A 26431-nucleotide genomic window follows, 5' to 3' on the forward strand; every position below is an offset into this window, starting at 1 on the left:
ATCCTGGACACTTTGGGCCGCCACGCACGGGAACGAGCGCCGACTGCGCCCGCACCTGTCCCGGGCCCCCTACTTGGACCGCGTATCTGCGGTTGGACCGCCTGAGAGTGCGTCTGGGGCGGTCCAAGCGCAGCCCGGCGGTCCAAGCAGGCACGGGTTAGCCGGACGCGCACACGTAGAGGCTCGTGCATGGGCCCCGCCGCACGCTAACTCGCGAACACGGTCTCCCACTGATCGCGCTTGTCCAGGAAGCCGCGGACCGCCTCCTGGGCGGCCTCCAGCGAGTGGTGGGCGCCCCAACCGCACTGGACCTCATTGGCGGCCGGCACCTCCGTCGCCTCAAGGATGTCGCGGAACGTCGCCTCGAGCAGTGGCAGGAACTCCTCCGGCTCCAAGCCCAGGGTCAGCGCGTAGAACCCGGTCTGGCATCCCATCGGCCCCCAGTCGATCAGCCGGTCGGTGTGGTTGCGCATGAGTTCGGCGGTCAGGTGTTCGATCGAGTGCACGGCCCGCATCTCCAGGTGATCCCGGTTGGGCTGGCAGAAGCGCACATCGTATTTGACCAGCTCGTCGCCGCCAGGGAGCCGCTTGCGGTCCGCGATGCGCACGAACGGCGCCGCCACCTTGGTGTGGTCGAGGTTGAAGGACTCCACGTTCATACGGTGCTTGGTCATGACTTCAGGCTAGCCGCATTCCGGGCAAGAATGGCGACATGAGTCTGCCCCTCGCCCGCATCGTGGCCGGCCCCGCCGACGCCCCAACCCTCATCCTCCTCCACGGCATCACCGGCTCCGCCGTCTCCCAGGCGGACGCCATCGACCACTGGGTGGCCCGGGGCTACCGGGTGGTCGCTGCCGACGCCCGCGGCCACGGCCTGTCCCCGCGCTGGACGCCGGCGCAGCTGGCTCGGGCCGGGGACGTGCTCGTCGACGACGTGATCGACCTCCTGGAGGAACTGCGTCCGACTCCCTCCGCCGCCTCGGGCGAGGTCGGTAGGGAGCCGAGTCCTTCGCTATCCACCGGGGCCGGGTCCGGGAACCTCGCCGGCGGTCGGGACGGATCAGTGCCCGCCGACCCAGGTCGCCGTCCGGTCCTGATCGGTCATTCCATGGGGGCGGCCACCGCCATGGTGGTGGCCCTCCGGCGCCCGGAGTTGGTCTCCGGGGCCGTGCTGTTGGACCCCGCGCGGTATGGCAGTCGCACGCCGCAGGAGCTGCTGGAGCGGGGCGCCGCCCGCAAGCGTGCCCGCGCGGTCGAGCTCGCCGATCTGCCCGGTGCCGTGGCCCGCGCCCTGGCCGACCCGGAGATGCCCGTCGCCGAGGCCGTCGCCGGCGTGTGGGCGAGCCAGCGGGTCGACCCGGCGCTGCTGGACACCGGCGTGGTCGCGCCACCGGTGCCATGGGAGGAGGCAATGGCGGCACTGACGGTGCCCACACTCCTGGTCACCGGCGACCGCCCCGGCTCGGCCCGCGTGGGTCCCGCGGGCCTGGACCTGCTCGACCGCATCGCCAACCCGCACGTCGAGACCGCGCTCGTACCCGGTGCGGGCCATGACGTGCGCCGCACCCGCCCCGATGGCTTCTGGGCGGCCGTGGACCCCTGGCTGGAGCGGCTGCTGCACTGAGCCCCGGAGCGGCGGCATTCCTCCCCCGACGATGCGTGGACACGCCGTGCGCAGACAAGCAGGCGAGGTGCTCGCCTCGAACGGTCGGGAGGCTTGCGGCGGCCGGGCTCACGGGGGAGGTTGGTCGCGCGCTCGCCTCGCACGGTCAGGAGGTTTGCGGTCCGGTCACCAATGCCGTGGGCGGTAGCCGCTTTGGGCATTTGCGCCGCGCATCACATAGGCTTTCCCTACCCGGCAAAGACGTCGGGGACACCCCCGGACACCGGCACCGGGTGCCACGAGGAGGAGCCATGCCCGCGCGCACGCGTCCCGCCGCCAATCGTCCGCGCCCCGGCGCCCCCGATCGCCTCGAGCCGCTCAACCGCAGGCAGATCATCGGCATACTCATCGGCATCGCCGTATTCGTGGCGCCGTTCCTCGTCGACGTCCCGGACCTGGACCCCCTGGGCGAGCGGATGCTGTCGGTCTTCCTGCTGGCCATCGTCTTCTGGGTGACCGAGGCGATCCCGCTGGTGGCCACCGCCGTCCTGGTGATCGGACTGGAGGTGCTGCTGATCTCGGACCAGGCCGTCCTGCCCGTCCCCGCGGACGCTACCGCCTACTCCTCCTTCTTCGCGGCCCTGGCCAACCCCGTGATTGTGCTGTTCCTGGGCGGTTTCCTCATCGCCGACGGCGCCGAGAAGTTCCACCTGGACAAGAACCTCGCCGCCGTGTTGATCAAGCCCTTCACCGGTTCCGCGCGCCGCACCGTGCTGGGGCTCATGATCATTACCGCGGTGCTGAGCATGTTCATGTCCAACACGGCCACCACCGCCACCATGTTCGCCGTGGTCATCCCCGTGCTCGGCGCCCTCCCCGAGGGCCGCCCCCGCACCGGCCTGGCGCTGTCCATCCCGGTGGCGGCGAATGTGGGCGGCATGGGCACGCCCGTGGGCACACCCCCCAACGCCATCGCCCTGGGCGCCCTGGCGGAGGCCGGCCACGCGGTCAGCTTCCTGGACTGGATGATGATGTCTATACCGCTGATGCTGGTCATCCTGCTGGGCGCCTGGCTGCTGATCTGCGCCGTGTTCCTGCCCGGCGGGCTCGCCGTAAAGCTGGACATGCGGGCCGAGTGGTACACCGACCGCCGCGCGGTCATGTTCTACGTGATCGCTGCGGTGACCATCCTGGCGTGGATGACCGAGTCCCTACACGGCCTGAGCGCCAACGTGATCGGCTTCATGGCGATCGTGGCCATGTTGGTGACCCGGGTGATGACCGGCAAGGACCTGGCCGGGCTGTCCTGGGATGTGTTGTGGCTGGTGGCCGGCGGCATCGCGCTGGGTGACGGCGTGGGCGCCACCGGCCTGGACGTGTGGATCCTCAACCTGTTCAACTGGACCTCCATGCCGGCCCTCGCGGTGGTGGTGCTCATGGGTGCGCTTGGCCTGGCCCTGTCCAACGTCATCTCCAACTCCGCGGCCTGCAACCTGCTGGTGCCGCTGGCCATGGGCCTGGCCACGAGCGTCGGCGGCCTGGAGCCGGTCACCATCGCCGTGGTGCTGGCGCTGGCCTGCTCGCTGGGCATGAGCCTGCCGATCTCCACCCCGCCCAACGCGATCGCCTACGCCACCGGGGAGATCGCCACCGGCGACATGGCCAAGATCGGCCTGATCGTCGGCATCGCCGGCACGGCGGTGCTGGTGCTGCTGATGCCGGCGCTGTGGTCGGCGATGGGGATGCTATGAGCATCGCGCCCCCGTCCGACGCCGCGCCCGCCGTCGACGCCGCCGATCGGCTGGTCGTGGCCGTGGTCTCCCCGACGTCGCTGGGCACCCAGGCCGCCCACGAGGTCACGCCGGCGGTGCGGGCGCTGGCCGACGTCGTGCGTGTGCGCACCCTGGCGGAGCTGTTCCGATGGGCGAGTACCGGCCGCTCCGACGCCGCTCGGGGCTCGCCCCCCACCGCGAGCGCTGCCGCGCCCGCCGCGTCCGACTCCTCCGCGTTCGCGGCCCCGGCTGTAGCGCCGGCGTCGGTGGCCCTGATCATCGCCACCGACGAGGTCGGCAGCCTCGACGACGTCGCCGCCGCCGTCGCCCACTACCCCGCCCTGGCCACCGCCCGGCTGGTGCTGCTGACCGAGCGGGCCGAACTGCACGACCTGGGCCGCGCCATCGACGAGGACCTGGTGCGCGAGGTCATCGCCGTGCCCTGGACGCCGGGCGCCATCGGCGAGCGCGCCCGGGCGCAGATCCGCCGCTGGATGCGCGACCGCCTGCCCGACGACGACCCCCGTCGTCTGCGCGACGGCGACGGGTTGGACCACTCCCCGCTGCTGGAGGCACTCACCCACCACTCCGACGCCCTGACCGCCGAGCTCATCGCCGCCTGCGAGCAGGTCCTCGGTCCCCGCCCCCGCCTGCAGCTGCCGGCCGGGGTGCGGCTGACCCACCAGGGGCAGGCCGTCGACGGCGTCTACGTGGTGGTCCGCGGATCGGTGGCGCTGACCCGGCACACCCGGGTCGGCGAGGTCACCCTTCACCACGCCACCACCGGCCGCATCATCGGCCTGGTGTCGCTGGCCAGCCACGGGCGCGCCTTCGTCACCGCCACGACCACCACCGACGTCGAACTCATCCTGCTGTCCATCGAGCAGCTGGACCGGGCGCTGCGGGAGAACCCGGTCACCGAGCAGGTGCTCGCGGCGCTGATCATCCGCTCCCTGACGAAGCGGCTGGAGCGCTCGGAGGTCTTGCAGGTGGAGAAGATCGAGCTGGCGGCGGCGCTGGACGCCGAGCGGATCCAGGTGCAGGAGACCCTCACCGCGCTGGAACAGGCCCGCCTGGAGCTGTTGGCACAGGAGCGCTTCGCCACCCTGGGGGAGTTGGCGGCCGGGGTCGCCCACGAGTTGAACAACCCCGTGGCCGCGCTCGAACGCGCCGGCGACCACCTGAGCGCGGACCTGGCCGCCGTGCTGGCCACCCACCCCGACGGCGAGCTCATCGCGACCGTGGTCGCCGACGCGCGCACCCGACCGGCCGCCTCCACGCGCACCGAGCGCGCCGCCCGCAAACGACTGGAGCAGGTGGTCGGGGATCGGGAACTGGCCCGCCGGCTGGTGGCGGCCGGCATGGACGCCGACGGCGATCCCCACACCGTCCGCGCGCTGGCCGCCGACCCCGCACGCCTGGCCACCGTCGAGGCGGCCGCCGCCATCGGCCGCGCCGAACGAAACATGCGCCTGGCCACCGACCGCATCAGCGGCCTCGTTGCCAGCCTGTCCACCTATGTGCGCCCCGACGGGGAGGACATGCTCGACGTGGACCTGCGGGAAGTGGTTGAGGACGCCCTGCGGCTGACCGCGCACCGGCTGGAGGGGGTGGAGATCGAACGCGACTACCCGGCCGACCCGGGCGCGCTGCCGGCGGTGCCAGGCCACGCCGGCGAACTGGTACAGGTGTGGACCAATGTTCTCGCCAACGCCGCCGATGCCCTGGCCGCCCAGGCGAAGGCGGACGCCGCGGCCGGCCGGAAGACGCGCCCGGGCCGGATGAAGGTGCGCATCGCGCCGGTGGCAGGCGGGGTGCGGGTGCAGGTGCAGGACAACGGGCCGGGCATCGACCCGGACGTCCTGCCGCGCATCTTCGAACCCCGCTTCACCACCAAGCACGGCCAGGTGCGCTTCGGGCTGGGGCTGGGCATGGGGCTGGCCAAGAGCGTGGTGGACGCCCACCGCGGTTCGATCAAGGTCGACTCCGAGCCCGGCCGTACCCGGGTCACCGTGGTGCTGCCCGCCCACCCGACCGTGACGGCCGCGGGCCTCCCGCCCGAGAGCCCACCGGGACCGCCGCCGCGACCGCACCAGGCCGACAGGCGCCCGGACCGGAAGAAGCCGCGTAAACCGGCGCGCAAGCATTCACGCTCCCCGAAGGAGAAGCCATGAAACTCGCCATCCTGGTCGTTGAGGATGAGCCGGAGGTCCGGGACGCCGTCGTCGGGGATCTGGCCCCTTTTGCCGCCACGGTGCGCATCGAGCCGGCCGAGGACGTCGCCGACGCCTGGGAGGCGGTCGGCGACATCGACGACGACGGCGACCTGCTCGCCCTGGTCCTGGCCGACCATCGCATGCCCGGCCGCAGCGGCGTCGACATGCTGGTGGAGATGAACACCGATGCGCGCACCGCCGCCGCCCGCAAGGTGTTGGTCACTGGGCAGGCCGACCAGGCCGACACCATCCGTGCCGTCAACGACGCCGGGCTGGACCACTACATTGCCAAGCCCTGGGACCCGGCCCGGCTGCAGCAGGTGGTGCGCGACCAACTCACCGACTTCGTGCTGGAGACCGGCATCGACCCGCTGCCGCACCTGCGCGCCCTCGACCGGGTGCGGGCCCTGGAGGCGTTGCGCTGACGCAGCCCGGGCGAGGCTGTTATGGCTCCGTGACTGGGGGTTGCCCGGGTGGCCGCCGCGTCGGGGGCGCCGGAGGAGGGCGCCGTGTCAGGATGGGCGCATGAGTGAGGTAAGCCGAGCCGCATCGGGCCGCACCCAGGGCGAGTCCATCGCCGTTGTCATCGCCGTACTCGTCGTCGTCTGCGCCGGCATGTACTACATCGGGTCGCTTTTCGGGCCCGCCTTCTTCGCGCTGACGCTGGTCATCACCGTGCGCCCCCTGGTCACCTGGGCCACGCGCCACCGCGTGCCGCGCCCGGTGTCGGCCCTGGTCGCCATCCTGATCATCTTCGCATTCGTCATCGGCCTGTTCGCAGCCCTGGCCGTCGCCATCCTGCAACTGATCGACACCTTGCCCGAGTACTCGGCGCAGTTCGCCGCGATCTGGGACAACATACGGGCCCTGCTGGAGCGTGCGGGCGTGGACGAGACGGCCCTGATCGACCAGGTGTCGGAGTCCATGGATACCAGCCGAATCGTCTCGTTGGCCCAGAGCCTGCTCGGGCAGGTCACCAGCGCCGGCTCCGTGCTCAGCGTCATGGGGCTGACGGTCGTCTTCCTGATGTTCGACACCTCCCGCATCGAGGTGCGCTCCCGCACCCTGAGCCGCCTGCGCCCCGGCATCGCCGATGCGCTCAACGGCTTCGCCGGCTCGGTGCGCTCCTACTGGCTGGTGTCGACCATCTTCGGCCTGATCGTGGCGGTGCTCGACGTCATCGCGCTGTGGATCCTGAATGTGCCGATGGCCGTGACCTGGGGCGTGGTCTCCTTCATCACCAACTACATCCCCAACATCGGCTTCCTCCTGGGCGTGATTCCGCCGGCGCTGATCGCGCTGGTCGCCTCCGGGCCGTGGACGGCCCTGTGGGTGGTGGTGGCCTACTGCGTGCTGAACTTCGTCATCCAGTCGCTGATCCAGCCGAAGTTCACCGGCGACGCGGTCGGCCTGAACACGACGACGACGTTCCTGTCCCTGCTGTTCTGGAGCCAGGTCATCGGGGCGCTCGGCACGATCCTGGCGGTGCCGCTGACCCTGTTCGTAAAGGCGCTGCTGGTGGACTCGGACCCGCGCTCGCGGTGGATCAACGTGTTCTTGGCGGCCGGCGACGCGGATATCGACGACGGTGCGGCGCGTGCGGAAGTCGGTGAGGAGCCTGCCGACGGTGACACCGGGCCTGCCGACGGTGACTCCGAGCCGGACGGCGGTGCCCGGTCGGCGGCGGCCGAGGATGCCGCCGGCTCCTGATTCCCATGGTTTTCACAGGTTCACCGCGGTGGGCTTTCAGACGTGGGGGGTTATATGGGCTGTGCCGCCGGACGAGGCGGGCCGCGAGGGTTGGGGAACCCGATGACCGGTCCGGTTCGAGGCCGCCCCGGGTACTAGGGAGCTCGGGTCGGACGCTCCGGCGAAGGAGGGCGCTCCCCCGGATGTGGGAACCCGGGCGCGGAGCCCCTCACTGACGAAGGCCCTCGGGCCGGGTCCACCCCGGTCCGAGGGCCTCGCCATCTTCGGGTTATCGGAGCGAATGTGTGTGGTTCTGGCGTGGTGCTTTTGGCCGGCGTGTCGCGGGGGCCTGGCGTCAACCTCCCCGGTTTGGACCGGGTTCCTTCAGCTGGGCCGCGTTCCTGCGCTTGGACCGTCTGGGAGTGCGTTTAGGGCGGTCCAAACTGACGCAGGCGCCTCTCACCGCTCGGCGTGACCGTGAATGAACGGCGTGAGTCGGCCCAGCACCCCGTCAACATGCGGCGCCTCCAAGTGCACGTGGGAGAAGCCCGCGTGGTTGATTGTGTCGGCCGTGTCCCGGCACGGGTCGCATCCGTGATCAAGCAGGCGGGTGATCGGGCTTGCGAACCTCTGGATGCGGCGAGCAGTCGACCCGGGCGCGGCGGCCACGTGCTCGTAGAACACCAGCACGCCCCCGGGGCGCAGCACCCTGACGGTCTCGGTCAGGGCGAGCTCCGGGTCGGACACCGAGCACAGAACGGTGGAACAGATGACCGCGTCGACGCTGGCGTCCTCCACGGGTATCCGCTCTGCGGGTGCCGTCAGCAACTGAGAGCGGGGTCTGGAGTTCACTGCGGCCGCTAACCTACGCCCCGGCGCAGGTTCTAGTGCCAGCCAGTGGACCGCGGGATGCAGCATTGATGCGGCCGTTCCGTTGCCCGCGCCCATGTCAAGGATCGTGCCGCTCAGAGCGGGCAGGACCCGCCGCTGCCATTGCTCCCGCCCGAGCATGGCCGACGATGACGGTCCCACAACGCTCATGTCGCCACCCTACCGTTACTGGCAGTGCGTGGCCCCGGTCAGTCCGCCAGGGTCACGGGCACGCTTATGCCCTCGACGTCGGCGGCGGCGATGCACTCGTGGATGACGTCTGCGATCTGCCGCAGGTGTGGCAGATCCGCGCGTTCAACTGGCATGGTTGCCGAGATGGCCAGTACCGGCACCCCGGCAACGGCGAGCGGAACACCCACGCAGGCCAGGCTTGGGCGGTCTTCGCCGATCTCAATGGCGTAGCCGTGGGATCGCACCCGTTGCATCTCCTCGGTCAGCCGCCCGCGCAACTCCGCGGACGCTTCGGGGACCAGGCTCACCCACGTCTCCACCTCCGCGGCCGACGGCTGGCGGGCGCCGAGAATGGCGCGTCCCATGGCCGTTGTCGCCACCGGGGCGCTCTGCCCGATGCGCGACCAGACCCGCACCGGACGATCCGGCTCCACCTTGTCCAGATACACGACATCGCGCTCGTACAGTCGCCCGAGGTGCACCAGCTCATGAGTACGCTCGCAGATCGCCAGTAGCACCGGGTGCAGCATGGATGCGGCCTGGTTCGCGCTCGTCCACCAAGTGGCCATGCGGCCGGTCATGGGACCCAACCGGTACCTTCCGGATTCGTCTTGCTCCACCCAGCGGCGCTGCCTGAGCGTGGCCAGGATGTGGTGCAGGCTCGACTTGTTGATACCGGTGTCAACGGCGAGCCTGCTCAGGGAAACGCCCTCAGCATCGACGGCGAGCAGGTGCTCTACCACCGCGAGCGCCTTGTCTACCGAGGCGATCGTCACCGGCTTCCGCCCGGTCCGGATGGGCTTCGGATTTGGTGCGGGCATGGCGCTTCTCCAATAATTCTGCGAGCTGAACGGTCTGTTTGATGCAATGAAACACACTCAGTCTACCGTCCGTGCGGAGCTGACGCCGCCGAGACGCCCCGATCAGGGCTGCTTGCCGATGTAGGCGAGGATGCCGCCGTCGACGTACAGGACGTGCCCGTTGACGAAGTCGGAGGCGCGAGAGGCCAGGAAGACGGCCGGGCCGGCCAGGTCCGCCGGGTCGCCCCAGCGAGCGGCCGGGGTGCGGGCGACGATGAACTGGTCGAAGGGGTGCCGTGATCCGTCTGCCTGGCGCTCGCGCAGCGGGGCCGTCTGCGGCGTAGCGATATAGCCCGGACCGATACCGTTGCACTGAATGTTGTACTGGCCGTACTCGGAGGCGATATTGCGGGTGAGCATCTTCAGTCCACCCTTCGCGGCGGCATAGGCGGATACTGTTTCGCGGCCCAACTCGGACATCATGGAGCAGATATTAATGATCTTGCCCCCGCCCCGCTCGATCATCGCCGGGATCACCGCTTTGGACATGATGAACGGACCGGTGAGGTCGATATCCACCACTTGACGGAACTCGGCGGCACTCATCTGCGTCATCGGGATGCGCTTGATAATGCCGGCGTTGTTGACCAGGACGTCGATGGGGGCTACGGCATTGGAGATCGTCGAGACGGCTTCGTCTACTGCCTCCTCATTGGTGACGTCGAACACGTAACCGTGTGCGTCGATCCCCACCGCGGCATACGCTGCCAGGCCCCGGTCCACCGACTCTTGGGAGCGGGCGTTGAAGACGATGGTTGCGCCGGCGTCGGCGAGCGCCTTGGCGATGGCAAAGCCGATGCCATAGACCGCGCCGGTAACCAGCGCCGTGCGCCCCTCGAGACTGAAAATCGAATCAGGCATAACAATCCCGTCCTTCCCGTCCTTCTTGTATGCGGCTGTCAGCGGATCTCGGTGACAGGGTGCGCGTCCATGTCGTCGAAGAACTGGTTCTCCCCAGCCATCGCCCACACGAAGGTGTAGGCGGCGGTGCCGACCCCGCAGTGCAACGACCAGGACGGCGAGATGACGGCCTGCCGGTCGGCGACGACCAGATGACGGGTCCGTTCGGGCTCGCCCATGATGTGGAAGACACGTGCATCTTGGGGAACGTCGAAGTACAGGTAGCACTCGGTGCGGCGGTCGTGAGTGTGGGCCGGCATGGTGTTCCACATTGATCCCTCGTGCAGCCGGGTGAACCCCATGACCACCTGGCAGGAGCGAATGCCGCCCTCGTGGATGTACTGGGTGAGTGTGCGGCGATTAGAGGTCTTCTGGTCGCCGAGCTCGCGCACCGTGCCCTCGCCGGGTAGCGCAAGCGTGGTGGGATAGTCCGCATGGGCGGGGGCAGAGAACAGGTAGAACTGTGCGCCGTGCTCCTGATCGGGGCGCGCATCGGTGAAGACGACGTCGCGGGCGCCGCGTCCGATGTACAGGCAGGCGGTAGATGGCATCTCATAGGCGGTCCCGTCGACGGTGATCACGCCGTCGCCACCGACGTTGAGCACCCCCATCTCGCGCCGCTGAAGGAAGAAGTCCGAACGCAGTTCGTCGAAAGTCGGCAAGGACAGTTCGTGGCCTGCAGGCTCGGCGCCGCCCAGGACGATCCGATCCTGGTGAGTGTAGACGGCAGTGACCTGACCGGGAACGAAGACCTGCTCGATCAGGTAGCGGTCGCGCAGGTCCTGGGTGTCGAATCCGGGGATCTGCTCGGGGTTGGTGGCGTAGCGCTGTTCCATGGCGTCTGGCTCCTTCAGTGCGATAACGGGCTGGTTCGGTGGATGATGGTTGTGCGCTTGCGGTGCGGTCTGAGTTGGATCGGAGTTAGATCGGAGGTGGGTCTGAATTCGGTCAGTAGTAGGTGCGCAGGTACTCGGCCAGGCACAGGATTGCCATGGCCTGACCATAGGGCATCGATGTGCGCGGGATGTCCCGGTAGAACTGGAGGGAGTCGCCCATCCCGGTGCCGAAGGAGACCTGCATGAGCTCGCCGTCGTCGTTGATGTTGTCCACGATTGCGCGGACGGCGCGCTCGGCGATCGGCGCGTAGGTAGATTTGTCGATGTAGCCGAGCCGCACCGCCTTGAGGATGCCGTAGGCGAAGCCGGCCGTCGCGGATGCCTCCAGGTAGGAGTCGGGATCGTCCAGCAGCGTGTGCCACAGGCCCGACGCGTCCTGTAGCGGGGCCAATGCGTCCGCCTGCGCCCGCAGCGTCTCGAGGAGGAACCTGCGCACGGGGTCGTCGGCGGGCCAGTCGACCAGCTGCAGGAAGTCCGGGATCACCATGGTGATCCAGGAGTTGCCTCTTGCCCAGCGGGCTTCGGCGAAGTTATTGGCGCCGTCGAAGGTCCAGCCGTGGAACCACAGTCCGGTGCGCCGGTCTGTGAGGTAGTTGATGTGGGTGAGGAACTGGAAGGTCGCTTCCCGGACGTACTGCGGGCGGTCCAGGAGCAGGCCGATGCGGGTCAGGGGCAGCACCGTCATCATGAGGGTGTCGTCCCACATCTGGTGGTGGTTCTCCTCGGCCAGGGTCATGTGCTGCATGCCGCCGCGCGGGGTGCGCGGCATCTCGCGCATGGCCCACTCGGCCCACGACTCCAGCCACGGTAGGTAGGAGCGGCGCCCCGTCGACTCGTAGAGGTTGGCCAGGGTGAGGAAGGGCGCCATGGTGTTGACGTTCTTGGTGGTGCCCTCGGCGAGCCGGCGCTCGAACCACTGGGTGATGATGTCGAGCATGCGGGTCTCGCCCGTCTGTTCGTAGTACTGCCACATGCCGTACAGGCCGATGCCGTGGGTCCACTCCCAGCCGGTCGCCCAGCCCTTGGTGTCGATCACGCGGCCGTCGTCGAGCCGCAGCAGGAACTCACCGGTGGGGTCCTCAATGCTGATGAGGTTGTCGGTAAGGCGAGCGATGAGTTCGTGGAGCTCGGGGCGGGAAATGAATCGGTCCGGGGCCCGCAGCAGTTTGGAGTGCTTGACCGGCCAGATCTTCGGTGCCATGGGTGCTGCGCCTCCTTCAGTTCGTGGTTTCGAGTTCGGCGAGTGTGCGTCCGCGGGTCTCGGCGGTCAGCGCCGTGGCCACGGCCGAGATCAGACAGATGACGAAGGTGGTGGCGCCGATCACCAGGGGGACGTTGGCGGTGCCCGGAGGGGCAATCGAGGTGAATAGAGTGGGGAAGAATGACGCCAGCATGAGTCCGATGTTCTGGGTGACGGCAAATCCGGTTACGCGTATGCGCATGGGGAACTGCTCTTGGAAGAAGGTGGCGAAGGTGGCGTTCCACATCTGGAAGCAGATGCCCTGGACAATGATTACCATGACGAATACCATCGCCAGGTGGTGCGACTGAACTGCCACAAGGTACAGGCCGGACAGGGCTCCTCCGGCCAACGTGCCGACAATCATGAAGATCTTGCGGCCGATCCGGTCCGACAGCGCGCCGAAGACCGGGATGGTGCAAACGGCCACAATGTTCGCGATCAGGGTCACCCACAGCATGTCCGAGCTGGTGAAGCCGATGCCGTAGGCGTCGTTCGTGCCGTAGGAGACGCCGAATACGAGGGTCGTCATGCCGATGACATTGGTGAAGATGATCAGAATGCAGCGCAGCGTCAGCAGCGGGTAGCGAGTGATCAGCTCGACGACGGGGAAGCGCTCACGCACCGAGCGCTTCGCGTCGCGGCTTTGTAGGTAGGCGGGCGGCTCCTGGACGTGGCGGCGGATCAGGTAGCCGGCGAGGATCACCAAGGCGCTGAGTAGGAACGGTATGCGCCAGCCCCAGGCGGCGAAGGTGTCATCGCCGAGGAACGCCGCCAGGGGAAGCATTACACCAGTAGCAAAGATGGAGCCGAACTGGGTGCCCTGGAGGCTGAAGGATGCGAAGAAGCCGCGCTTCTCGTCCGGGGCGTGCTCGACGATCATCGCGCTGGCGCCTCCCAGTTCGCCAGCAACTGCGAATCCCTGGATCAGGCGTAGCACGACTAGGAGAAGCGGGGAAAGCAGGCCGACCTGCTGGTAGGTGGGCAGCAGTCCCACCGCCAGGGTGGAGAAGCCCATGAGCAGCATCGCCCACACCAGCACCCGCTTACGCCCGTGGCGGTCACCCAGGGCGCCGAGCACGATTGCTCCCACGGGGCGGGCCACGTAGCCGACCGCATAGGTGGCCAGCGAGGCGATGAGTGCGGCGCTCGCATTCCCCTCGGGGAAGAAGACCGCGGGGAACACCAGCGCCGCGGCCTGAGAGTAGAGGGCGAAGTCGTAGTACTCCAGTGCGCTCCCGATCCAGCCGCTCATTGCGGCCCGACGGGTGTTGACGCGGACTTCCTCGTCGTGCGCGGCGGTGTCCGCCGCGGTTTTGTGGGTGTCATGGGACCCCGGTGCAAGCGCCATTGCTCGACCTTCCGTCAATCATTCCATTGTTTCATATGGTGAATCGTGCGTATCACCACTTCAACCTTACTAACGGGTCCCGTCCGGGTCAATCATCAGTTTCGACCTCAGCCCTCGGCCCGGCCCAGGCGCCAGTAGCCCATGAAGGGCAGCGCTGTGGCTGTTCGGTGGTCCGGGTGTGCTGCGTCAGCGGTCTAGTTCTGGGTGGGGTTGTTGGGGGTTGGTGTGGGGTCTGGCGGCGGGGGTGTGGTTGTGGGGTGGTGGTTTGCGGAGGGCGGCTGAGGCTGGGTGCGGGAAGGATGCGCGGCGTAGGGCCGCGGACTTGTCGGGGTCCCAGCCGGGACTGGACGCCGACGGCGAGGGCCGTGGGGTTGGCGCGGCCGGGTCGGGTTGCTGGCGGGGCTGGGTGTCAGGTGTTTGTGAGGGCGGTGTCCCGGTTTGCGGCGAGGTGGGCGGCTGCCAGGGGGTGGTGTTGTTGGCGATGTCGGCGGCGACTTTGCCTGGGGTCCAGGGTGGTGCCCTGGGGCTGATGGCCGCCCGCTGTGCCTGGGAGCGGGGTTCCAAGACCGCCTGGCCATTGCGCAGCTGCTTGGCTAGTTCGGGGCTGTCTGTGAGTACTGCTCGTATCAGGATGCGTACGCCGGCGCGCCGCTCGGCGGGAACGGCCTGGGCGGCCTCCTCCAGCGCCCGCGACATGGGCTTGCCCTGGGAGCCGACGGAGGAGTTGACCGGCTCGTACCCCACCGACGGGTAGCCGCCCACGCTCATTCCCGGTTGGGAGGGGCCGAAGGTGACCTGGTCGGACTCGTGCAGCACCACCAGCGCATCATTGATCTCATCGCGCTTGTCCGCAGCATCCTGCTCGGAGAAGTCATACTCGTCCACCAGTTCGCGCATGACGTCTTTCATGAAGTTCTTACGGGCTTTCCTGGTGGTGTTGGAGTTGGGTTGGCGGCCTTGGGTGCGGTAGGTGCGGATGCCCTCCAGCAGGCGCTGGACACTGAGCAGGGACAGGGCTGAGAGTTGGCGGTCCAGCTGGCGGGTGAACTCCTGGGGCAGCGCCTGGGTGGCGGGGCCGTGTCCGGTGTGGAAGAAGACCTCCACCGGGGTGCTCGAGTGCCAGGGCAGCGGGCTCGCCGGCGCCGCCACCGTGCCTTCCCACACCAGCACCCGCCTGTCCCCGGCACGCCCCGGGGTGAACATATCCGCAGCCACCAAGCCCGGGACGGCGTTGTTGGCAGGGCTGGGGTTGTTGGGGTGTGGGGACATCAAGACTTAGTTTCCCGAGGCGTCGGTATCGTCTTGGTCTGCAGAGCGGTCTTGGCTGCCGACACCTTGACTGTCGGCGGCGATGCCTGCGGCTATGCCGGTGACCGCGTCGGAGAAGTCCTCCACTAGCTGGTGTTCTTGGGCCTGGGCCAGGAAGGTCAGGTGCGCGGTGGCGTCCTCAATGCCGACCTGGCTGGTGCTGGCCTTGCCGGTGAAGCAGTAGGCGGGGGTCAGCCCATAGACCTGGCCTGGGTCCAGGGTGCCCAGGTGCTCGATCGCCCAGTCCACCAGCAGCTCACCGGTGTCATCATCCTCAAGGTCATCTTCCGGTGAGGTCAGGGTGGTACAGCCCATGCGCTCGCGCATCACCGGGTCGGACATCTTGCCTGCGCTTCTGGCGTGTGGTCGTATCCAGCCCAGGGTGGGGGTGATGGTAAGTGCTGGGCCGGAGACCTCCCCCCACAGTTCCATGTCGCCCATGGCGGAGCGGGACAGGCACCACCACTGCTGCTCCGGAAACGGGATGGGCGTGTCCTCCAGCCAGGCGTCCACTACTGGCTGCCATTCCAGGGGGTCGGTGAACCACCAGCGGCCCTGGCCGAAGCCGTCGAAGCCGAAGCGGCGCCACAACTGCAAAACCGAGGTCGGCAGCACGTCCTTGAACCGGTCCAAGTGCTGCTCGCTGGCCGGCTGGCCCACACCCATCGGCGACCAGCCCCGGTATTCCAGGGCATCATCCATTCTCATGTCCACCCACTGTGGGGTGGCGTGCAGCCACGCCTCGTGACGGGCGGCCTTGTCCATCTTCATGACCTCGACCCTAACCGATACCGAAGCGATAACGCGCTCCTCGCTGTCCCGGGTTTCACAGGCCCCGTGCCACCGCCGCTGCGGCCGCCAGCCAGGCCCGCCGCGTAGCCGGTCGGAGCGATCCGTAGCGGAGTACGCCGTCGACCATGGCGGGGTCGTAGGGGATGGTTCGTGCCTCGCGCGCCAAGTCGCGGTAGCCGTTTACGACCCGTTCAATATCGCTGCGGCTGGCACGGGGATCGGCCTGGGTGACTACAACCACCGCCTGGCTCGCTAGGTCGGCGCCGTGCTGGTCCCGGCTGGTGAGGGCCTCAAGCAGTAGGGCTCCGGCCTCGGCGTGGTCGTCGCGGGTGGTGGTGGCCACCACCAGTTGGTCGGTGTGGTCGATCATCCGCAGCCACATGGGGTCGGACTCGTCGTTGCCCGAGTCGACGAAGATCAGCCGGTAGTACTTGGAGGCAACCTGGTGAATGGCGTCCACATCCGAGGCGTCCACGCGCTGGTCTGCGGACAGGACGGTGGGCTTGGAGCGCAGCACGTCGAAGCGGTCGCGGGTCTGGTGATGCACGAAGTGGGCGAGGTCGGCGGACTGAGCGCCGGTGCCCAGGAGCCTGTCAACCTGGGGCAGCAGTTCCAGGACGGTGGCGTCGTGCGGGCCCTGCTCGGTGCGCCATCCCAGGGTTCCCCGGGTTTGGTTGTTGTCCCAGGTCAGCACGCCGGCGCCGCCGTAGCGGGCGAACACTGCGGCGAGCAGCACGGTGGTCGGGGTCTTGCCGGCTCCTCCCTTGGCGTTGACGATCGCGATCGTGCGCGGGCCCGGCCAATGCTGGCTCACGGCCTGCACGTCGGCTCGCTCGGCACGCTCGGCTTCGCTCGGGCCCACGCGGATTCCCAGCCGTGCGACAACTCCCCGCCATCCCTGCGTCGCGGGCTCCTCGGTCTGCTCCTGCACAAGAAACGACTGCCGGGGCTCGGGTGCCGGCTGGTGGTCGACGGGAGTTGCAGTCATCGCTATCGCCGGTGGGGGAACAGTGCCGAGCACTTCGGGCTGTGGACTCGCGGGCATGACCGGCGCCTGTGGTTGTGGAGACGCGGAGGCGAGTTGGATAGGGCTGTCCACAGAAGGTGCGGATGGGGATACAGACGGACCGGTCGGCTGGAAGGCCTGTGGCTGAGGCTCCGGTTCCGGCTGCGGTATGGGCTCAGTGCGGTCGGTAGATGGCGCCCGAGGCGCGGGTTCCGGCGGGTTCTGGTTCGGCGGGCTTGGACGGGAAGGCGCGGTTGGGTCGTTCTCGACGGTGCCGTCGGCGTGAATAATCAGGGGCCATTGGCCGTCCGGATCGTTGGTCACGGCTCGCAGCGGACGACCAAGCTGTGCCGCATGCTGCGCAACGAGCGCAATGACTTGCGGACGGGCGGCGTCAATACTGCCGGCGGCGATCTGGTGCGTCCTCCCGCCGATGAGCACGTCCGCAGTGCCGTCGGCGTTGATACGGGCCTCCACGCGCGGCCAGTCGGCGGGTTGCGGTTGTTCAGTCATCGTCGTGTCTCCGTTCCATTCACTATTCACCGAGAGTGATCCCGACCTGGGCCATGTAGGGCACCGGGTCGGTGGGGGAGCCGTCCAGGTGGACCTCGAAGTGCAGGTGGCATCCGGTTGAGTTCCCGGAGGAGCCCACCAGTCCGATCTGCTGGCCCGCGGTCACCTTGTCTCCTGCGCCGACCAGGATTCCGCCAGCGTACATGTGCAGGTATACAGTCTCCACCCCGCCGCCGTGGTCGATCACGATGGTGCCGGTGCCCGACTCCATCCTCGCCATCGTGACGGTGCCGGACTGGGCGGCCCAGATCGGGCCGTCGCATCCGCCGCCTCCCAGGTCGGTGCCGGCATGAAGCTTGTTCACTCCGGTAACGGGGTTGACTCGCATGCCGTATGAGCTGGTGATAGGACCGGCACCGGGCGAGGCCCAGCCGTCCTGACTCACCGTGGTGCTGGTAGTTGTGTTGTCTTCTGTGGTGCAGGAGTCGTCTGCAGCGGGCACGCTCACCTCGCCAGATACGTCGAGCGACAGGTGTACGTGGTCCATGTGGTTCTGCGTGTCGCTGCCGCGGTCCTCCATCAGCGTCCAGGCGTCGGGCGGGTCCCCGGCCATCCAGATTCGCTGCTGCCAGATGATGTAGTACACAGTGAGACTTTCGGCGTTCTCCTGCAGGTAGGCGGCCAACCGGTCCCCCACGGCCTTGCCGTCGTCGATGTCATTGATCATGAAGTCCAAGGCGCGCCCGGCTGGGTGACCGTAGGTCATGTCATCGTATTGGCTCGTCGCGTCGCGGTAGCCGCCGACAGTCTTGATGCCGAACATGGGCCCCACCTTGTTGGCGACGACTGCAGTCTGCGGCTGCACGTCGCCGAGGGTGTACTGGGAGGAGTTCTGCGCCTCACCGGCATTGATGCCCTGGACGCCGCTGAGACCCTCGACGACGGCGACGGCGGCCGGCCAGTAGTTCTCGTAGATATAAGGATTGGCGTTGGCTTGGACGCGATGAGCAACCAGGGTCGGTTCGAGTGACTCACGTTCCTCAATGCGCAGGAGGGCCTTGAAGAAGTTGGTGGCGGAGGTGAACGGGTCCATCCGGTCTGCCTCGCTGCCCCAGGCACCGTTGGCGCGCTGCTGGAACAGACCGCGGGAGTCCGGGCCCACTGCGTCGCCGTGATCGAGCACCGTCAGTCCGGATTCGGCCATGGCGGTCATCACGCCGATGGTCTGGTCTCGTGTGGTCAACCCGAGGTCGTGTCCGGCCTGGATGATGTAGGCGGCGTTGACGAGTTGTTCGTGGCCGTATCCGGCGATCGGCCCCTCCGGCACCGAGTCGATGTCGACGGTGCCACCCGCCTGCGAACTTACCGGGGTGCAGGCGTCTGCGTCATCGTCTCCGCCCAGCAGCACAATACTGATGATCAGGAACAGAACCATCGCCGGCACCAGACCGACGATGATGAGAGTGGTCGTTGACTTCTGGTCCACTACTGCTCGGCCTCTTCGACCGGAACTATGCGGCTCGCCAGCCAAGGGGCGCTCCCGCTGGTGCGTATTACCAAGACATCGTAGCGGCCGGCGTCGGTGGGGATTTTCACAGTCGCCACATAGGCGCTGGCATCCTCGATGATGGTTCCGGAGCCGGTCAGCTCGTGCACGGGGATGTTCGCCGGATCGACATAGACGTAGGCTTCGGCGGCCTCCTGAGTCAGGTGCGGGTCCAGACCCGCCCACCAGGTGTCGTAGTCCAGTTCCGGGTGCGCGAACGCCTCCAGAGCGGCCTCGGCCGCTGCTATGGCGGCAGCGCGCGACTCCTCATCCCACACGGCGGGATCGGGGGAGATGGTCTGACCCGTGTCCTCGTTCACCGAGCCTTCGGGAGCGAGCGTGAACAGGCTCGGATCAGGACGCGCGATGTCGGTCGCGGCTCCCGAAGGAGCCGTCGCCGCCGGTGTGGCCGGTGCGGAGCCGGCCGTTCCCTCCGGCTGAGTCTCGGTACCGCAGCCGGAGGCCGCGACTGCAAGTAGGGTGACCGTCAGCGCCCAGCGTGAAGCCGTTCTTGTCAGTCGTCTCATGCCGAAAGCCTCCCGTAGTCACGCGAATGATCCTGGCCGCGCCGGAGCCGTCCATATGCTGGTCGGCGCGCGAGGACGCTACATTACTTGGGTAACGGCCAGCTATAGGGAACAACAACGAACCACACCTGTCAATGTTGTTGTTATCGTGGTGTGCATCTACAGTCGTTGTGCAACAGCCGACCCGCAGGGGTCGAACCATTACCGAGGAGACACGTCCCTGTGCCAGAAACCGCCAACCCGTGGCTCTCATCGCCAGAGCCGGAACCGGTGCCGGACACCCCGGTCTCGGTTGAGATGCCACCACTTACCGGCCCTGCAGCCCCGCAGGACAACGTATCCGCACCCGAGCGGGATCTGTTGCCGGTCTGTGACCGCCCGGGAAGCGCTGAGCTGTGGTGGGTGGGCGCGCATGGAGGAGCCGGTGAGTCGACGCTGTCGGCGCTCGCACCCGAATGGCGGAGTGCCGGGCACTGTTGGCCCCGTCCGCCGACCGATGAGCGTGCGCGAGCGGTGCTCGTGGCGAGATCAAGCGCCTACGGACTGCAGGCGGCGCAGAGTGCGGTGACCCAGTGGGCGGCGGGGGCAGTTCCTCATGTCGACCTCCTCGGGCTGGTGATCATTGCCGACGCCCCCGGGCGTCTCCCACGACCGCTGCGTGAGCTCGCGCAGGTGGTCGGTGGGGGAGCGCCCCGCGTCTGGCAGCTGCCCTGGGTAGAACCCTGGCGGCTGGGGGAGCCGCCTGCGCCGACGGAGTCTCCACGGGCGGTGCGCCGCCTCATCAAAGACCTAAACCTTCTCATTGACGGAACCGATGTGGACGCCGATGGCGCCAACGAACGAAAGGAACACTGATGATTTTCGCGCATGCAACACAGGCTGTGACCGAGGTCGTGCTGTCGCTGCCGTTCGATCTGCCCGATCCTGACCCGGTGCAGCCGCCGGGTACCGAGGGATTCACCTCGATCATGGGATGGGCCAAGTGGATCGCTTTGGCGGTGTGCATCCTCGGCCTGTTCGCCGCCGGCGCTCTCATGGCGATCCAGTCCCGCCGGGGCGAGGGCGGAGAGCACGTCGGCAAGATCGGGATGGCGCTCGGAGGCGTGATCGTGATCTCTGCGGCCGCGTCGCTCGTCGGCTTCCTCGTTGGCTGAGAGACGGGGCGGGGCAAGTGGTAGCCGAGGGAAGCGGATCGGTGCACCGGCGGGCTCGGTTGGGACGCGTTGCGGCGCCGGCAGTCGCCATGGTGATAATGCTGGGGCTCGTCACCGGCTGCGGAAGCAGTACGCAGGATGAGTCGGCGTCCGCCGCCCCGGTGACGGACACACCCGCCGTCGCGTCAGCCGACGTGACGGCGGCGGAGGAGCAGGCCGGCTCCGAGGATACCGATACTGCCGGTGCCGCCAGCACGAGCGTGTGTGGTCTGAGTGGTGAAGTGACGGAGCAGGCCCGCCTTGTGAAGGCGCCCGATGTCGACTACTGGGATTATCAGGGTACTACTGCGTATCCCGTATCCGAACAATACGGTCCCGGCGCAACCGACGAGGAGGGCGGTTTCCGCTACTGCTTCCAACACTCGCCCGAAGGGGCAGTATTCGCAGCGGCGAATGCGGTCGCGCATGGAGACGCGTCTGACTCCGATATTGTGTCATGGATGACGTACTTTCTTGCCGAAGGACATTCGCGCGAGGAACTCTTGTCGCAGGATATCGACGACAACTCAGGTGGTACAGGATCGACTCAAGGTACTCGAACTCAAGTATCAGGGTTCAAGTTACTTTCCTATGATGGCCAGAATGCGAAAGTCGACGTGGCGGTCACCGGGAGTGTCAATGGGCAAGTTGTGTACCTGTCGATGGTGTATGAATTAGTCTGGGAAGACGGAGACTGGAAACTAGTTGTGGACGATCCCGTTGCGCCTATAAATGTCGCCACGATTCCGAGCGTAGCCGGATATATAGCTATGGCTGCGTGATGACGTCATTGGTCCGAGGATGAGCCTGGTAGATCGCGGAAACCCATAAATCCTGTCCGCGTGAAGCAAAACGATCAGCAAGGAGTCAATGTAATGACAAACGAAAGCAGCGGCACTGGGAACAACGAGCGCGGTCCGTTCGGTCGGCCTGGCTTCATTGCGGCAGCGCTGGTCGTCGCGCTGATCGCGGTGCTCGGAATCGTGGTGGGCGTGACTAACGTGCTGCGTGATGATCCCGCACCGGAGAGCGCATCGACTGCATCGACAACGTCGGCGCCAGCGTCCTCTGCAGCCCAGATCTCAACGCCAAGTAACGTGGATTCGGTCAGTACGAGCGTGTGCGGGCTGACCGGTGAAGTCACGGAGCAGGCGCGCCTTGCGAAGGCGCCCGATGTCGACTACTGGGATTACCAAGGAACCGTCGCCTATCCCGTCTCTGAGCAATATGGTCCCGGTGCGACCGCTGATTCCGGTTATCGCTATTGCTTCCAACGATCGCCCGAGGGGGCGGTGTTCGCGGCGGCTCATGCACTTGCCGCAGCCAGCGACCCTGAGACCTCCGCCGCATGGGCTTACTACGCCCTTAGTCAGGGTGAGTTTCATGACCAACTGATGGCTGAAGTTGATACACCGTCAGATTCCACGGGTGTTCGGCTCGAGATCACGGGATTCCGCTTGCTCGCTTACGACGGCCGTAGTGCAAGGGTTGATCTTTCTGCGTCAGGTTCCGCCCAAGGATCAATCATCACTGCATCGATCATCTATTCCCTTATTTGGGAGGACGGAGATTGGAAGATCGACGCCAGCGTGAGTGCACCGTTTGACTTTGCAACTATTCCCGATGCCTCGGGGTATATTGCCTGGGGGGCTTGACATGGCATGTGGATGGAGAGATCCGTTAAGCTGCATTGGTGACGGTGTAGCAACCGTAGTTGGTAATGCGATCGATAACATGGCAACCTCCGTGCTCGAAGCGTTCGGTAAGGCGATCGCCTCCGTGGGTACGATCTGGGTCAATATTGGAACGCCGAACTTGACGGACTCCGGTGGTGTTGACTCCGCCATCTCCGCAGACGAGATTCCCCCGAACAGTCTTAGGCTCGAGAGGGTGATGGACTATGTGGTGTGGATCAGTCTTGCGATCGCAATACTCTCGTTGCTGATACTGGGCGCCATGATCGCCGCGCGTATGCGGGCCGGCGATGGTGTGATGGCCGTCGGTAGGGTCGGTCTCATCCTGGGCGCGGTCGTGTTGATATCCGGCGCGAGCGCCCTGGTGAGTGGGCTTATGCCGACCCGGCCGAATCGCGTCGGTGGCGCGGTGCTGTTTTTGCAGTCCTCCCTGTGGTGGTACATGGGTGCGGCGGCCATCCTGTCTGTGATCGTCGGCGGCGCGCGGATGGCTTGGGAGCAGCGTGCGGAGCCTGGACGCGAGGTGGTCAAGAGTCTGCTGACGCTCGTGGTGGTCGCGGGTGCCGGGGTGACTGTGGTCAGCATACTGATCCGGTCGGCCGACCTGTTCTCGACGTGGATTATCAACAGCTCCCTGGACTGCACCGTTTCTGAGGAGGGGTCGACGTGCTTCGGCGAGAACATGATCACGCTACTCGCGCTTACCGCGAATCCGGCAACGGGCTCCCTAGGACCCATGCTCATCATTATTCTCGGTCTGGTAGCCGTACTAGCCGCCGCATTTCAGGTGGTGCTCATGGTCGCCCGCGGTGGGATGCTCGTCATTCTCACCGGCATTCTGCCGCTGGCGGCATCCTTCACCAACACGGAGATGGGCAAGGGCTGGTTCAAGAAGTGCGTGTCCTGGCTGGTGGCCTTCATCCTGTACAAGCCCGCAGCTGCGATCATCTACGCCGCCGCCTTCCAGCTGGCCGGTACGGACGTGTTCAAAGATGACGGTACCGGGCTCTTGGCTGTGCTTACGGGTCTCATGCTCATGATCCTCGCCCTGTTCGCCATGCCTGCGCTCATGCGCTTCGTCACGCCCATGGTCGGATCACTGTCCGCGGGTGCCGGTGGTGGTGCACTGGCCGCCGGTGCCATGGTTGCGCTGCCCACCGGCGCTGCCCAGCTGGGTCGCCTGGCCTCCGGCAGCTCCTCGGGGTCCGACGGCGCCTCGGGAGCGAACGGCAGAAGCGGTACAGACGGCAAGTCCGGTACCTCTACGCAGGCGCCAACCGGTGGCGGTCAGGGAGACGGCAACCGGCAGCAACAAGCTGCCGGAGCACAGCAGACCGGGACGTCCGGCGGCAAACAGAGCGGCAGTACCGGCGCCGCCGGAGGCAAGGGAGCAGGTACGGCGGGCGCGGGAGGCGGAAGCGCCGGTGCCGCCGGTGGTGGAGCGGCGGCCGGAGGCGGTGCTGCCGCCGGTGGAGCCGCTGCCGGTGGCGGGGCGGCCGCAGCAGGTGCGGCGGCCGGCCCAATCGGCATCGCCGCGGGCGTGGCTATCGATGCGGGCAAGAAGGCCATGGACACCGCGGTGGGTGCGGCGCAGTCGCTCGGTGATGCAGCAACCGGTGAAGGAGGCGGGCCGGATGGCAGCCGTTGAGACGCGTACCGGACCGAGAACCTACGGGAACTGGCAGCGGCCCGCATCCCCTGGAATCCTCGGTCTCGGTTCGGTGGGTACCGGGCTGCTGCTGGCCGGGCTGATCGTCGTGGTGATCACCGTGATGGTCTCGGACCTGCTGCACGCCCTGGGAGTTGCCGCGCTGCTGGGCGTGCTGATGCTGGCGGTGCTGACCAAAGACGCCCACGGCAAGAGCCTGGTCTCCCGGAGCGGGGCGCGCATCGCCTGGTGGTCGGCGCGCTCGCGCGGCCTGACCATCTACCGCTCGGGCCCGCTGGGGCGCACGCTGTGGGGCACTTACCAGCTGCCCGGTCTTGCTGCTCCCACCCGGCTGAGCGAGCACATGGATTCCTACGGACGCAAGTTCGCGCTGCTGTACACACCGGCGACCGGCTCGTACTCGGTGGTCATCGGTGCCGAGCCCGACGGCGCGGCGCTGGTGGACCAGGAACAGATCGACATCTGGGTCGCGGATTGGGGGCACTGGCTGGCGAATCTGGGAGACGAGCCCGGAATCGAGGCCGCCTCGGTGACGATTGAGACCGCACCCGATTCGGGCACCAGGCTGCGCCGGGAAGTGAGCACCAACGTTGATTCGGAGGCGCCCGCATTCGCCCGAGAGATGCTCCGGGAGGTCGTCGACCGCTATCCCGCGGGCTCCTCCACCGTGCGGGCCTTCGTCGCCGTCACCTTCAGTGCGGCACCACGATCTGGCGGGCGTAAGCGGAAGGCGGAGGAAATGGGCCGTGAATTGGCGGCGCGTCTGCCCGGGCTGACGGCTGGACTGCAGGCCACCGGCGCGGGCGCCGCCCACCCGCTGTCCGCCCAGGAGCTGTGCGAGGTCATCCGGATCGCCTATGACCCGGCCGCGGCGGTGCTCATTGATGAGGCGCATGCGGCGGGGGAGGTACCGGAGCTCTCCTGGCCCGACGTCGGCCCCACCGCCACCCAGGCCTCATGGGACGGCTATCGGCATGACAGCGCCTACTCGTGCACCTGGGCGATGACCCAGGCCCCGCGGGGCAACGTGCAGTCGGGCATCCTTGCGCGGCTGCTGGCCCCGCACCGGGACATCGACCGCAAGCGCGTCACGTTGCTGTACCGGCCCATTGACGCCGCGAGAGCTGCCGCGATCGTGGAGGCGGATCTGCGTGCGGCCGAGTTTCGGATGACGTCCACGGACAAGCCGGCGGCCCGCGACAGCCTCGCCGTGCGGGCGGCTGCGGCGACCGCCCAGGAGGAGGCCTCCGGTGCGGGCCTGACGCAGTTCGGCATGCTGGTGACGGCAACCGTCGCCGACCGGGAGCGGGAGGCCGACGCGCGCGCTGCTATCGACAACCTGGCGGCCACCGCCCGGCTGCGGTTGCGACCCGTGTACGGCTCGCAGGACTCCGCGTTCGCGGCGGCCCTGCCCCTGGGGCTGGTGCTGCCCAAGCACATCAAGGTCCCGGCCGAATTGAGGGACAAGCTATGAGCAAGCGATCACCGCGCAAGCAGCGCAAGAAATTCAGCAAGGGAAAGCGGGAGCAGACGAAGAGCAAGCGCGAAGTGCGCCCGCAGCGGCCGCCCATGCGCGGCTGGCTGGGACGCGGCCGTGGGTCTTCCAGCTACGTTCAGGCGGCCGACGAGTGGCGGGGCACCACCGTGCAGGTGTGCGGGCTGTGGCCCTACGCGATCGGCACCGGTACCCCCATGGTCGGGGTGCCTCTCGGACGCCACATCCACACCGGCGCCACCCTGTGCTGCGATCCGATCTCCTGGTTCCAGCGCGCCAAGCTCATCTCCAACCCGAGCGCATTCGTGTTGGGCAAGCCTGGACTGGGCAAGTCCACCATTGTGCGTCGTATGGCCACCGGCCTGGCCGGCTACGGCGTCATGCCACTGGTGCTGGGTGACCTCAAGCCGGACTACGTGGACCTCATTGAGGCGCTGGGAGGGCAGGTGATCACCCTCGGGCGCGGCCGCGGCTATCTGAACATCCTCGACCCGGGTGAGGCCGGCGAGGCGGCCGCTCGGCTGCGCCAGGCCGGATACAGTCGGGAGGCCGCACAGGTACTCGCCGACGCTCACGGCCGCCGGCACACCATGGTCTCCGCCCTGCTCACCATTCTGCGTTCCTCTCCGCCCACCGATCGCGAGGAGACGATCATTGACCGGGCGCTGAAATACCTGGATGCCCACCACGACGGCGTACCCGTCCTGGGAGACCTGCTGCGTGTCATCCAGGACGGGCCGGCGGAGGTCCGCGCGGTTGCGCTCGACCGTGGCGACGATGCCCGCTATCAGGCGATCACCGAGAACCTGGAGGCATCCCTGATCGGCCTGGTGGGCGGCGGCCGCCTGGGCGAGACCTTCGCCCGGCCCACCACCAACCCCATGCGACGCGACGCACCGGTCGTATACGACGTCTCCGCGATCGACGACTCGGAGATGGACCTTCAGGCGGCCACCCTCCTGGCCTGCTGGTCGGCCGGCTTCGGCACGGTAAACGTCGCCAACGCCCTGGCCGACGCCGGTCTGGAGCCGCGCCGTCACTACTTCGTCATCCTGGACGAGCTGTGGCGGGCACTGCGCGCCGGCCGCGGCATGGTCGA

Annotated in this window: 24 protein-coding genes; 12 read left to right on the forward strand and 12 right to left on the reverse strand. The window is 67.5% G+C overall.

The genetic code is table 11. The features are described 5' to 3' along the window. Positions 1-206: 206 nt before the first annotated feature. Positions 207-674, reverse strand: coding sequence for an S-ribosylhomocysteine lyase (locus tag BN1056_RS00775; protein ID WP_244671426.1), 468 nt, complete (start codon positions 672-674; stop codon positions 207-209). Positions 675-712: 38 nt separating this feature from the next. Here BN1056_RS00775 and BN1056_RS00780 point away from each other — a divergent pair, with 38 nt between their 5' ends. The 5 genes from BN1056_RS00780 to BN1056_RS00800 all read left to right on the forward strand — a co-directional run bounded on the left by BN1056_RS00780 (position 713) and on the right by BN1056_RS00800 (position 7301). Further along, positions 713-1624, forward strand: coding sequence for an alpha/beta fold hydrolase (locus BN1056_RS00780; RefSeq protein ID WP_210578307.1), 912 nt, complete (start codon positions 713-715; stop codon positions 1622-1624). A gap of 290 nt (positions 1625-1914) precedes the next feature. Beyond that, positions 1915-3354 carry an SLC13 family permease gene (locus BN1056_RS00785; RefSeq protein WP_210578308.1) on the forward strand — a complete coding sequence of 480 codons (1440 nt, stop codon included), beginning with the start codon at positions 1915-1917 and terminating at the stop codon, positions 3352-3354. Beyond that, the gene (locus BN1056_RS00790) at positions 3351-5549 is read left to right on the forward strand and encodes an ATP-binding protein (protein ID WP_210578309.1); all 2199 of its coding nucleotides are present in this window, start codon (positions 3351-3353) and stop codon (positions 5547-5549) included. The genes BN1056_RS00785 and BN1056_RS00790 overlap by 4 nt, the downstream gene beginning before the upstream one ends. Next, positions 5546-6016, forward strand: a complete 471-nt coding sequence (locus BN1056_RS00795) for a response regulator (RefSeq protein WP_073333530.1) — start codon at positions 5546-5548, stop codon at positions 6014-6016. The genes BN1056_RS00790 and BN1056_RS00795 overlap by 4 nt, the downstream gene beginning before the upstream one ends. A 100-nt stretch (positions 6017-6116) precedes the next feature. Continuing rightward, complete coding sequence (locus BN1056_RS00800; RefSeq protein ID WP_210578310.1) at positions 6117-7301, forward strand: AI-2E family transporter; 1185 nt, start codon at positions 6117-6119, stop codon at positions 7299-7301. A gap of 438 nt (positions 7302-7739) precedes the next feature. Here the strand turns inward: BN1056_RS00800 and BN1056_RS00805 are convergent, their stop codons facing one another. From BN1056_RS00805 to BN1056_RS00855, 11 genes are all read right to left on the reverse strand, one after another. Next, a complete protein-coding gene (locus BN1056_RS00805) occupies positions 7740-8321 on the reverse strand; it encodes a class I SAM-dependent methyltransferase (RefSeq protein WP_210578311.1) in 582 nt (193 codons plus the stop codon). 38 nt (positions 8322-8359) lie between these two features. Beyond that, positions 8360-9118 carry an IclR family transcriptional regulator gene (locus tag BN1056_RS00810; protein WP_210578312.1) on the reverse strand — a complete coding sequence of 253 codons (759 nt, stop codon included), beginning with the start codon at positions 9116-9118 and terminating at the stop codon, positions 8360-8362. 147 nt (positions 9119-9265) lie between these two features. Beyond that, positions 9266-10063, reverse strand: coding sequence for a gluconate 5-dehydrogenase (locus BN1056_RS00815; RefSeq protein WP_210578313.1), 798 nt, complete (start codon positions 10061-10063; stop codon positions 9266-9268). 38 nt (positions 10064-10101) lie between these two features. Further along, the gene (kduI, locus tag BN1056_RS00820; protein WP_108965302.1) at positions 10102-10938 is read right to left on the reverse strand and encodes a 5-dehydro-4-deoxy-D-glucuronate isomerase; all 837 of its coding nucleotides are present in this window, start codon (positions 10936-10938) and stop codon (positions 10102-10104) included. A 112-nt stretch (positions 10939-11050) separates the two neighbouring features. Next, on the reverse strand, positions 11051-12199 hold the full coding sequence (gene bglB / locus BN1056_RS00825; protein WP_073333550.1) for a beta-galactosidase BglB: 1149 nt from the start codon (positions 12197-12199) through the stop codon (positions 11051-11053). Positions 12200-12215: 16 nt separating this feature from the next. Beyond that, a complete protein-coding gene (locus tag BN1056_RS00830; RefSeq protein WP_210578315.1) occupies positions 12216-13589 on the reverse strand; it encodes an MFS transporter in 1374 nt (457 codons plus the stop codon). A 186-nt stretch (positions 13590-13775) separates the two neighbouring features. Further along, positions 13776-14858: a polymorphic toxin type 15 domain-containing protein gene (locus BN1056_RS00835; RefSeq protein WP_210578317.1), complete on the reverse strand. Its 1083-nt coding sequence runs from the start codon at positions 14856-14858 to the stop codon at positions 13776-13778. A gap of 6 nt (positions 14859-14864) precedes the next feature. Then, positions 14865-15668, reverse strand: coding sequence for a GAD-like domain-containing protein (locus BN1056_RS00840; protein WP_210578318.1), 804 nt, complete (start codon positions 15666-15668; stop codon positions 14865-14867). Between the two features lie 55 nt (positions 15669-15723). After that, entirely contained in the window at positions 15724-16677 is a 954-nt protein-coding gene (locus BN1056_RS14510; RefSeq protein ID WP_244671427.1) for an AAA family ATPase, read from the reverse strand. A gap of 553 nt (positions 16678-17230) precedes the next feature. Then, positions 17231-18694, reverse strand: a complete 1464-nt coding sequence (locus BN1056_RS00850) for a M23 family metallopeptidase (RefSeq protein WP_210578320.1) — start codon at positions 18692-18694, stop codon at positions 17231-17233. Next, positions 18694-19281 (reverse strand): hypothetical protein, encoded by a 588-nt coding sequence (locus tag BN1056_RS00855; RefSeq protein WP_210578321.1) that lies wholly within the window; start codon positions 19279-19281, stop codon positions 18694-18696. Before BN1056_RS00855 ends, BN1056_RS00850 begins: the two co-directional genes overlap by 1 nt. A 297-nt stretch (positions 19282-19578) precedes the next feature. Between BN1056_RS00855 and BN1056_RS15020 the strand changes: the two genes are divergently transcribed. From BN1056_RS15020 to BN1056_RS00885, 7 genes are all read left to right on the forward strand, one after another. After that, entirely contained in the window at positions 19579-20136 is a 558-nt protein-coding gene (locus tag BN1056_RS15020) for a DUF6668 family protein (RefSeq protein ID WP_425306090.1), read from the forward strand. Next, complete coding sequence (locus BN1056_RS00860; RefSeq protein ID WP_210578322.1) at positions 20136-20435, forward strand: hypothetical protein; 300 nt, start codon at positions 20136-20138, stop codon at positions 20433-20435. Before BN1056_RS15020 ends, BN1056_RS00860 begins: the two co-directional genes overlap by 1 nt. An 89-nt stretch (positions 20436-20524) precedes the next feature. Then, positions 20525-21256, forward strand: coding sequence for a DUF8175 domain-containg protein (locus BN1056_RS00865; protein ID WP_210578324.1), 732 nt, complete (start codon positions 20525-20527; stop codon positions 21254-21256). 60 nt (positions 21257-21316) lie between these two features. After that, complete coding sequence (locus BN1056_RS00870) at positions 21317-22129, forward strand: DUF8175 domain-containg protein (RefSeq protein ID WP_210578326.1); 813 nt, start codon at positions 21317-21319, stop codon at positions 22127-22129. A 79-nt stretch (positions 22130-22208) separates the two neighbouring features. Next, on the forward strand, positions 22209-23816 hold the full coding sequence (locus BN1056_RS00875; RefSeq protein WP_210578328.1) for a TrbL/VirB6 family protein: 1608 nt from the start codon (positions 22209-22211) through the stop codon (positions 23814-23816). Then, positions 23803-25311, forward strand: coding sequence for an SCO6880 family protein (locus tag BN1056_RS00880; protein ID WP_210578330.1), 1509 nt, complete (start codon positions 23803-23805; stop codon positions 25309-25311). Before BN1056_RS00875 ends, BN1056_RS00880 begins: the two co-directional genes overlap by 14 nt. Continuing rightward, the coding region (locus BN1056_RS00885; RefSeq protein ID WP_210578332.1) for an ATP/GTP-binding protein at positions 25308-26431 on the forward strand (1124 nt) is incomplete at its 3' end. The genes BN1056_RS00880 and BN1056_RS00885, both read left to right, overlap by 4 nt.

Origin of the sequence: Actinomyces succiniciruminis (genome assembly GCF_900002405.1) — a bacterium.
GTDB lineage: Bacteria > Actinomycetota > Actinomycetes > Actinomycetales > Actinomycetaceae > Actinomyces > Actinomyces succiniciruminis.

What these genes read in the sequence shown, in the direction of transcription:
- BN1056_RS00840 (WP_210578318.1), bottom strand. Translation starts at nt 15,668, where the DNA reads ATGAAGATGGACAAGGCCGCCCGTCACGAGGCGTGGCTGCACGCCACC.
- BN1056_RS00835 (WP_210578317.1), bottom strand. Translation starts at nt 14,858, where the DNA reads ATGTCCCCACACCCCAACAACCCCAGCCCTGCCAACAACGCCGTCCCG.
- kduI (WP_108965302.1), bottom strand. Translation starts at nt 10,938, where the DNA reads ATGGAACAGCGCTACGCCACCAACCCCGAGCAGATCCCCGGATTCGAC.
- BN1056_RS00865 (WP_210578324.1), top strand. Translation starts at nt 20,525, where the DNA reads ATGGTGATAATGCTGGGGCTCGTCACCGGCTGCGGAAGCAGTACGCAG.
- BN1056_RS00830 (WP_210578315.1), bottom strand. Translation starts at nt 13,589, where the DNA reads ATGGCGCTTGCACCGGGGTCCCATGACACCCACAAAACCGCGGCGGAC.
- BN1056_RS00790 (WP_210578309.1), top strand. Translation starts at nt 3,351, where the DNA reads ATGAGCATCGCGCCCCCGTCCGACGCCGCGCCCGCCGTCGACGCCGCC.
- BN1056_RS00795 (WP_073333530.1), top strand. Translation starts at nt 5,546, where the DNA reads ATGAAACTCGCCATCCTGGTCGTTGAGGATGAGCCGGAGGTCCGGGAC.
- bglB (WP_073333550.1), bottom strand. Translation starts at nt 12,199, where the DNA reads ATGGCACCGAAGATCTGGCCGGTCAAGCACTCCAAACTGCTGCGGGCC.
- BN1056_RS00880 (WP_210578330.1), top strand. Translation starts at nt 23,803, where the DNA reads ATGGCAGCCGTTGAGACGCGTACCGGACCGAGAACCTACGGGAACTGG.
- BN1056_RS15020 (WP_425306090.1), top strand. Translation starts at nt 19,579, where the DNA reads ATGCCACCACTTACCGGCCCTGCAGCCCCGCAGGACAACGTATCCGCA.
- BN1056_RS00785 (WP_210578308.1), top strand. Translation starts at nt 1,915, where the DNA reads ATGCCCGCGCGCACGCGTCCCGCCGCCAATCGTCCGCGCCCCGGCGCC.
- BN1056_RS00860 (WP_210578322.1), top strand. Translation starts at nt 20,136, where the DNA reads ATGATTTTCGCGCATGCAACACAGGCTGTGACCGAGGTCGTGCTGTCG.
- BN1056_RS00800 (WP_210578310.1), top strand. Translation starts at nt 6,117, where the DNA reads ATGAGTGAGGTAAGCCGAGCCGCATCGGGCCGCACCCAGGGCGAGTCC.
- BN1056_RS00775 (WP_244671426.1), bottom strand. Translation starts at nt 674, where the DNA reads ATGACCAAGCACCGTATGAACGTGGAGTCCTTCAACCTCGACCACACC.
- BN1056_RS14510 (WP_244671427.1), bottom strand. Translation starts at nt 16,677, where the DNA reads ATGACTGCAACTCCCGTCGACCACCAGCCGGCACCCGAGCCCCGGCAG.
- BN1056_RS00875 (WP_210578328.1), top strand. Translation starts at nt 22,209, where the DNA reads ATGGCAACCTCCGTGCTCGAAGCGTTCGGTAAGGCGATCGCCTCCGTG.
- BN1056_RS00815 (WP_210578313.1), bottom strand. Translation starts at nt 10,063, where the DNA reads ATGCCTGATTCGATTTTCAGTCTCGAGGGGCGCACGGCGCTGGTTACC.
- BN1056_RS00855 (WP_210578321.1), bottom strand. Translation starts at nt 19,281, where the DNA reads ATGAGACGACTGACAAGAACGGCTTCACGCTGGGCGCTGACGGTCACC.
- BN1056_RS00805 (WP_210578311.1), bottom strand. Translation starts at nt 8,321, where the DNA reads ATGAGCGTTGTGGGACCGTCATCGTCGGCCATGCTCGGGCGGGAGCAA.
- BN1056_RS00780 (WP_210578307.1), top strand. Translation starts at nt 713, where the DNA reads ATGAGTCTGCCCCTCGCCCGCATCGTGGCCGGCCCCGCCGACGCCCCA.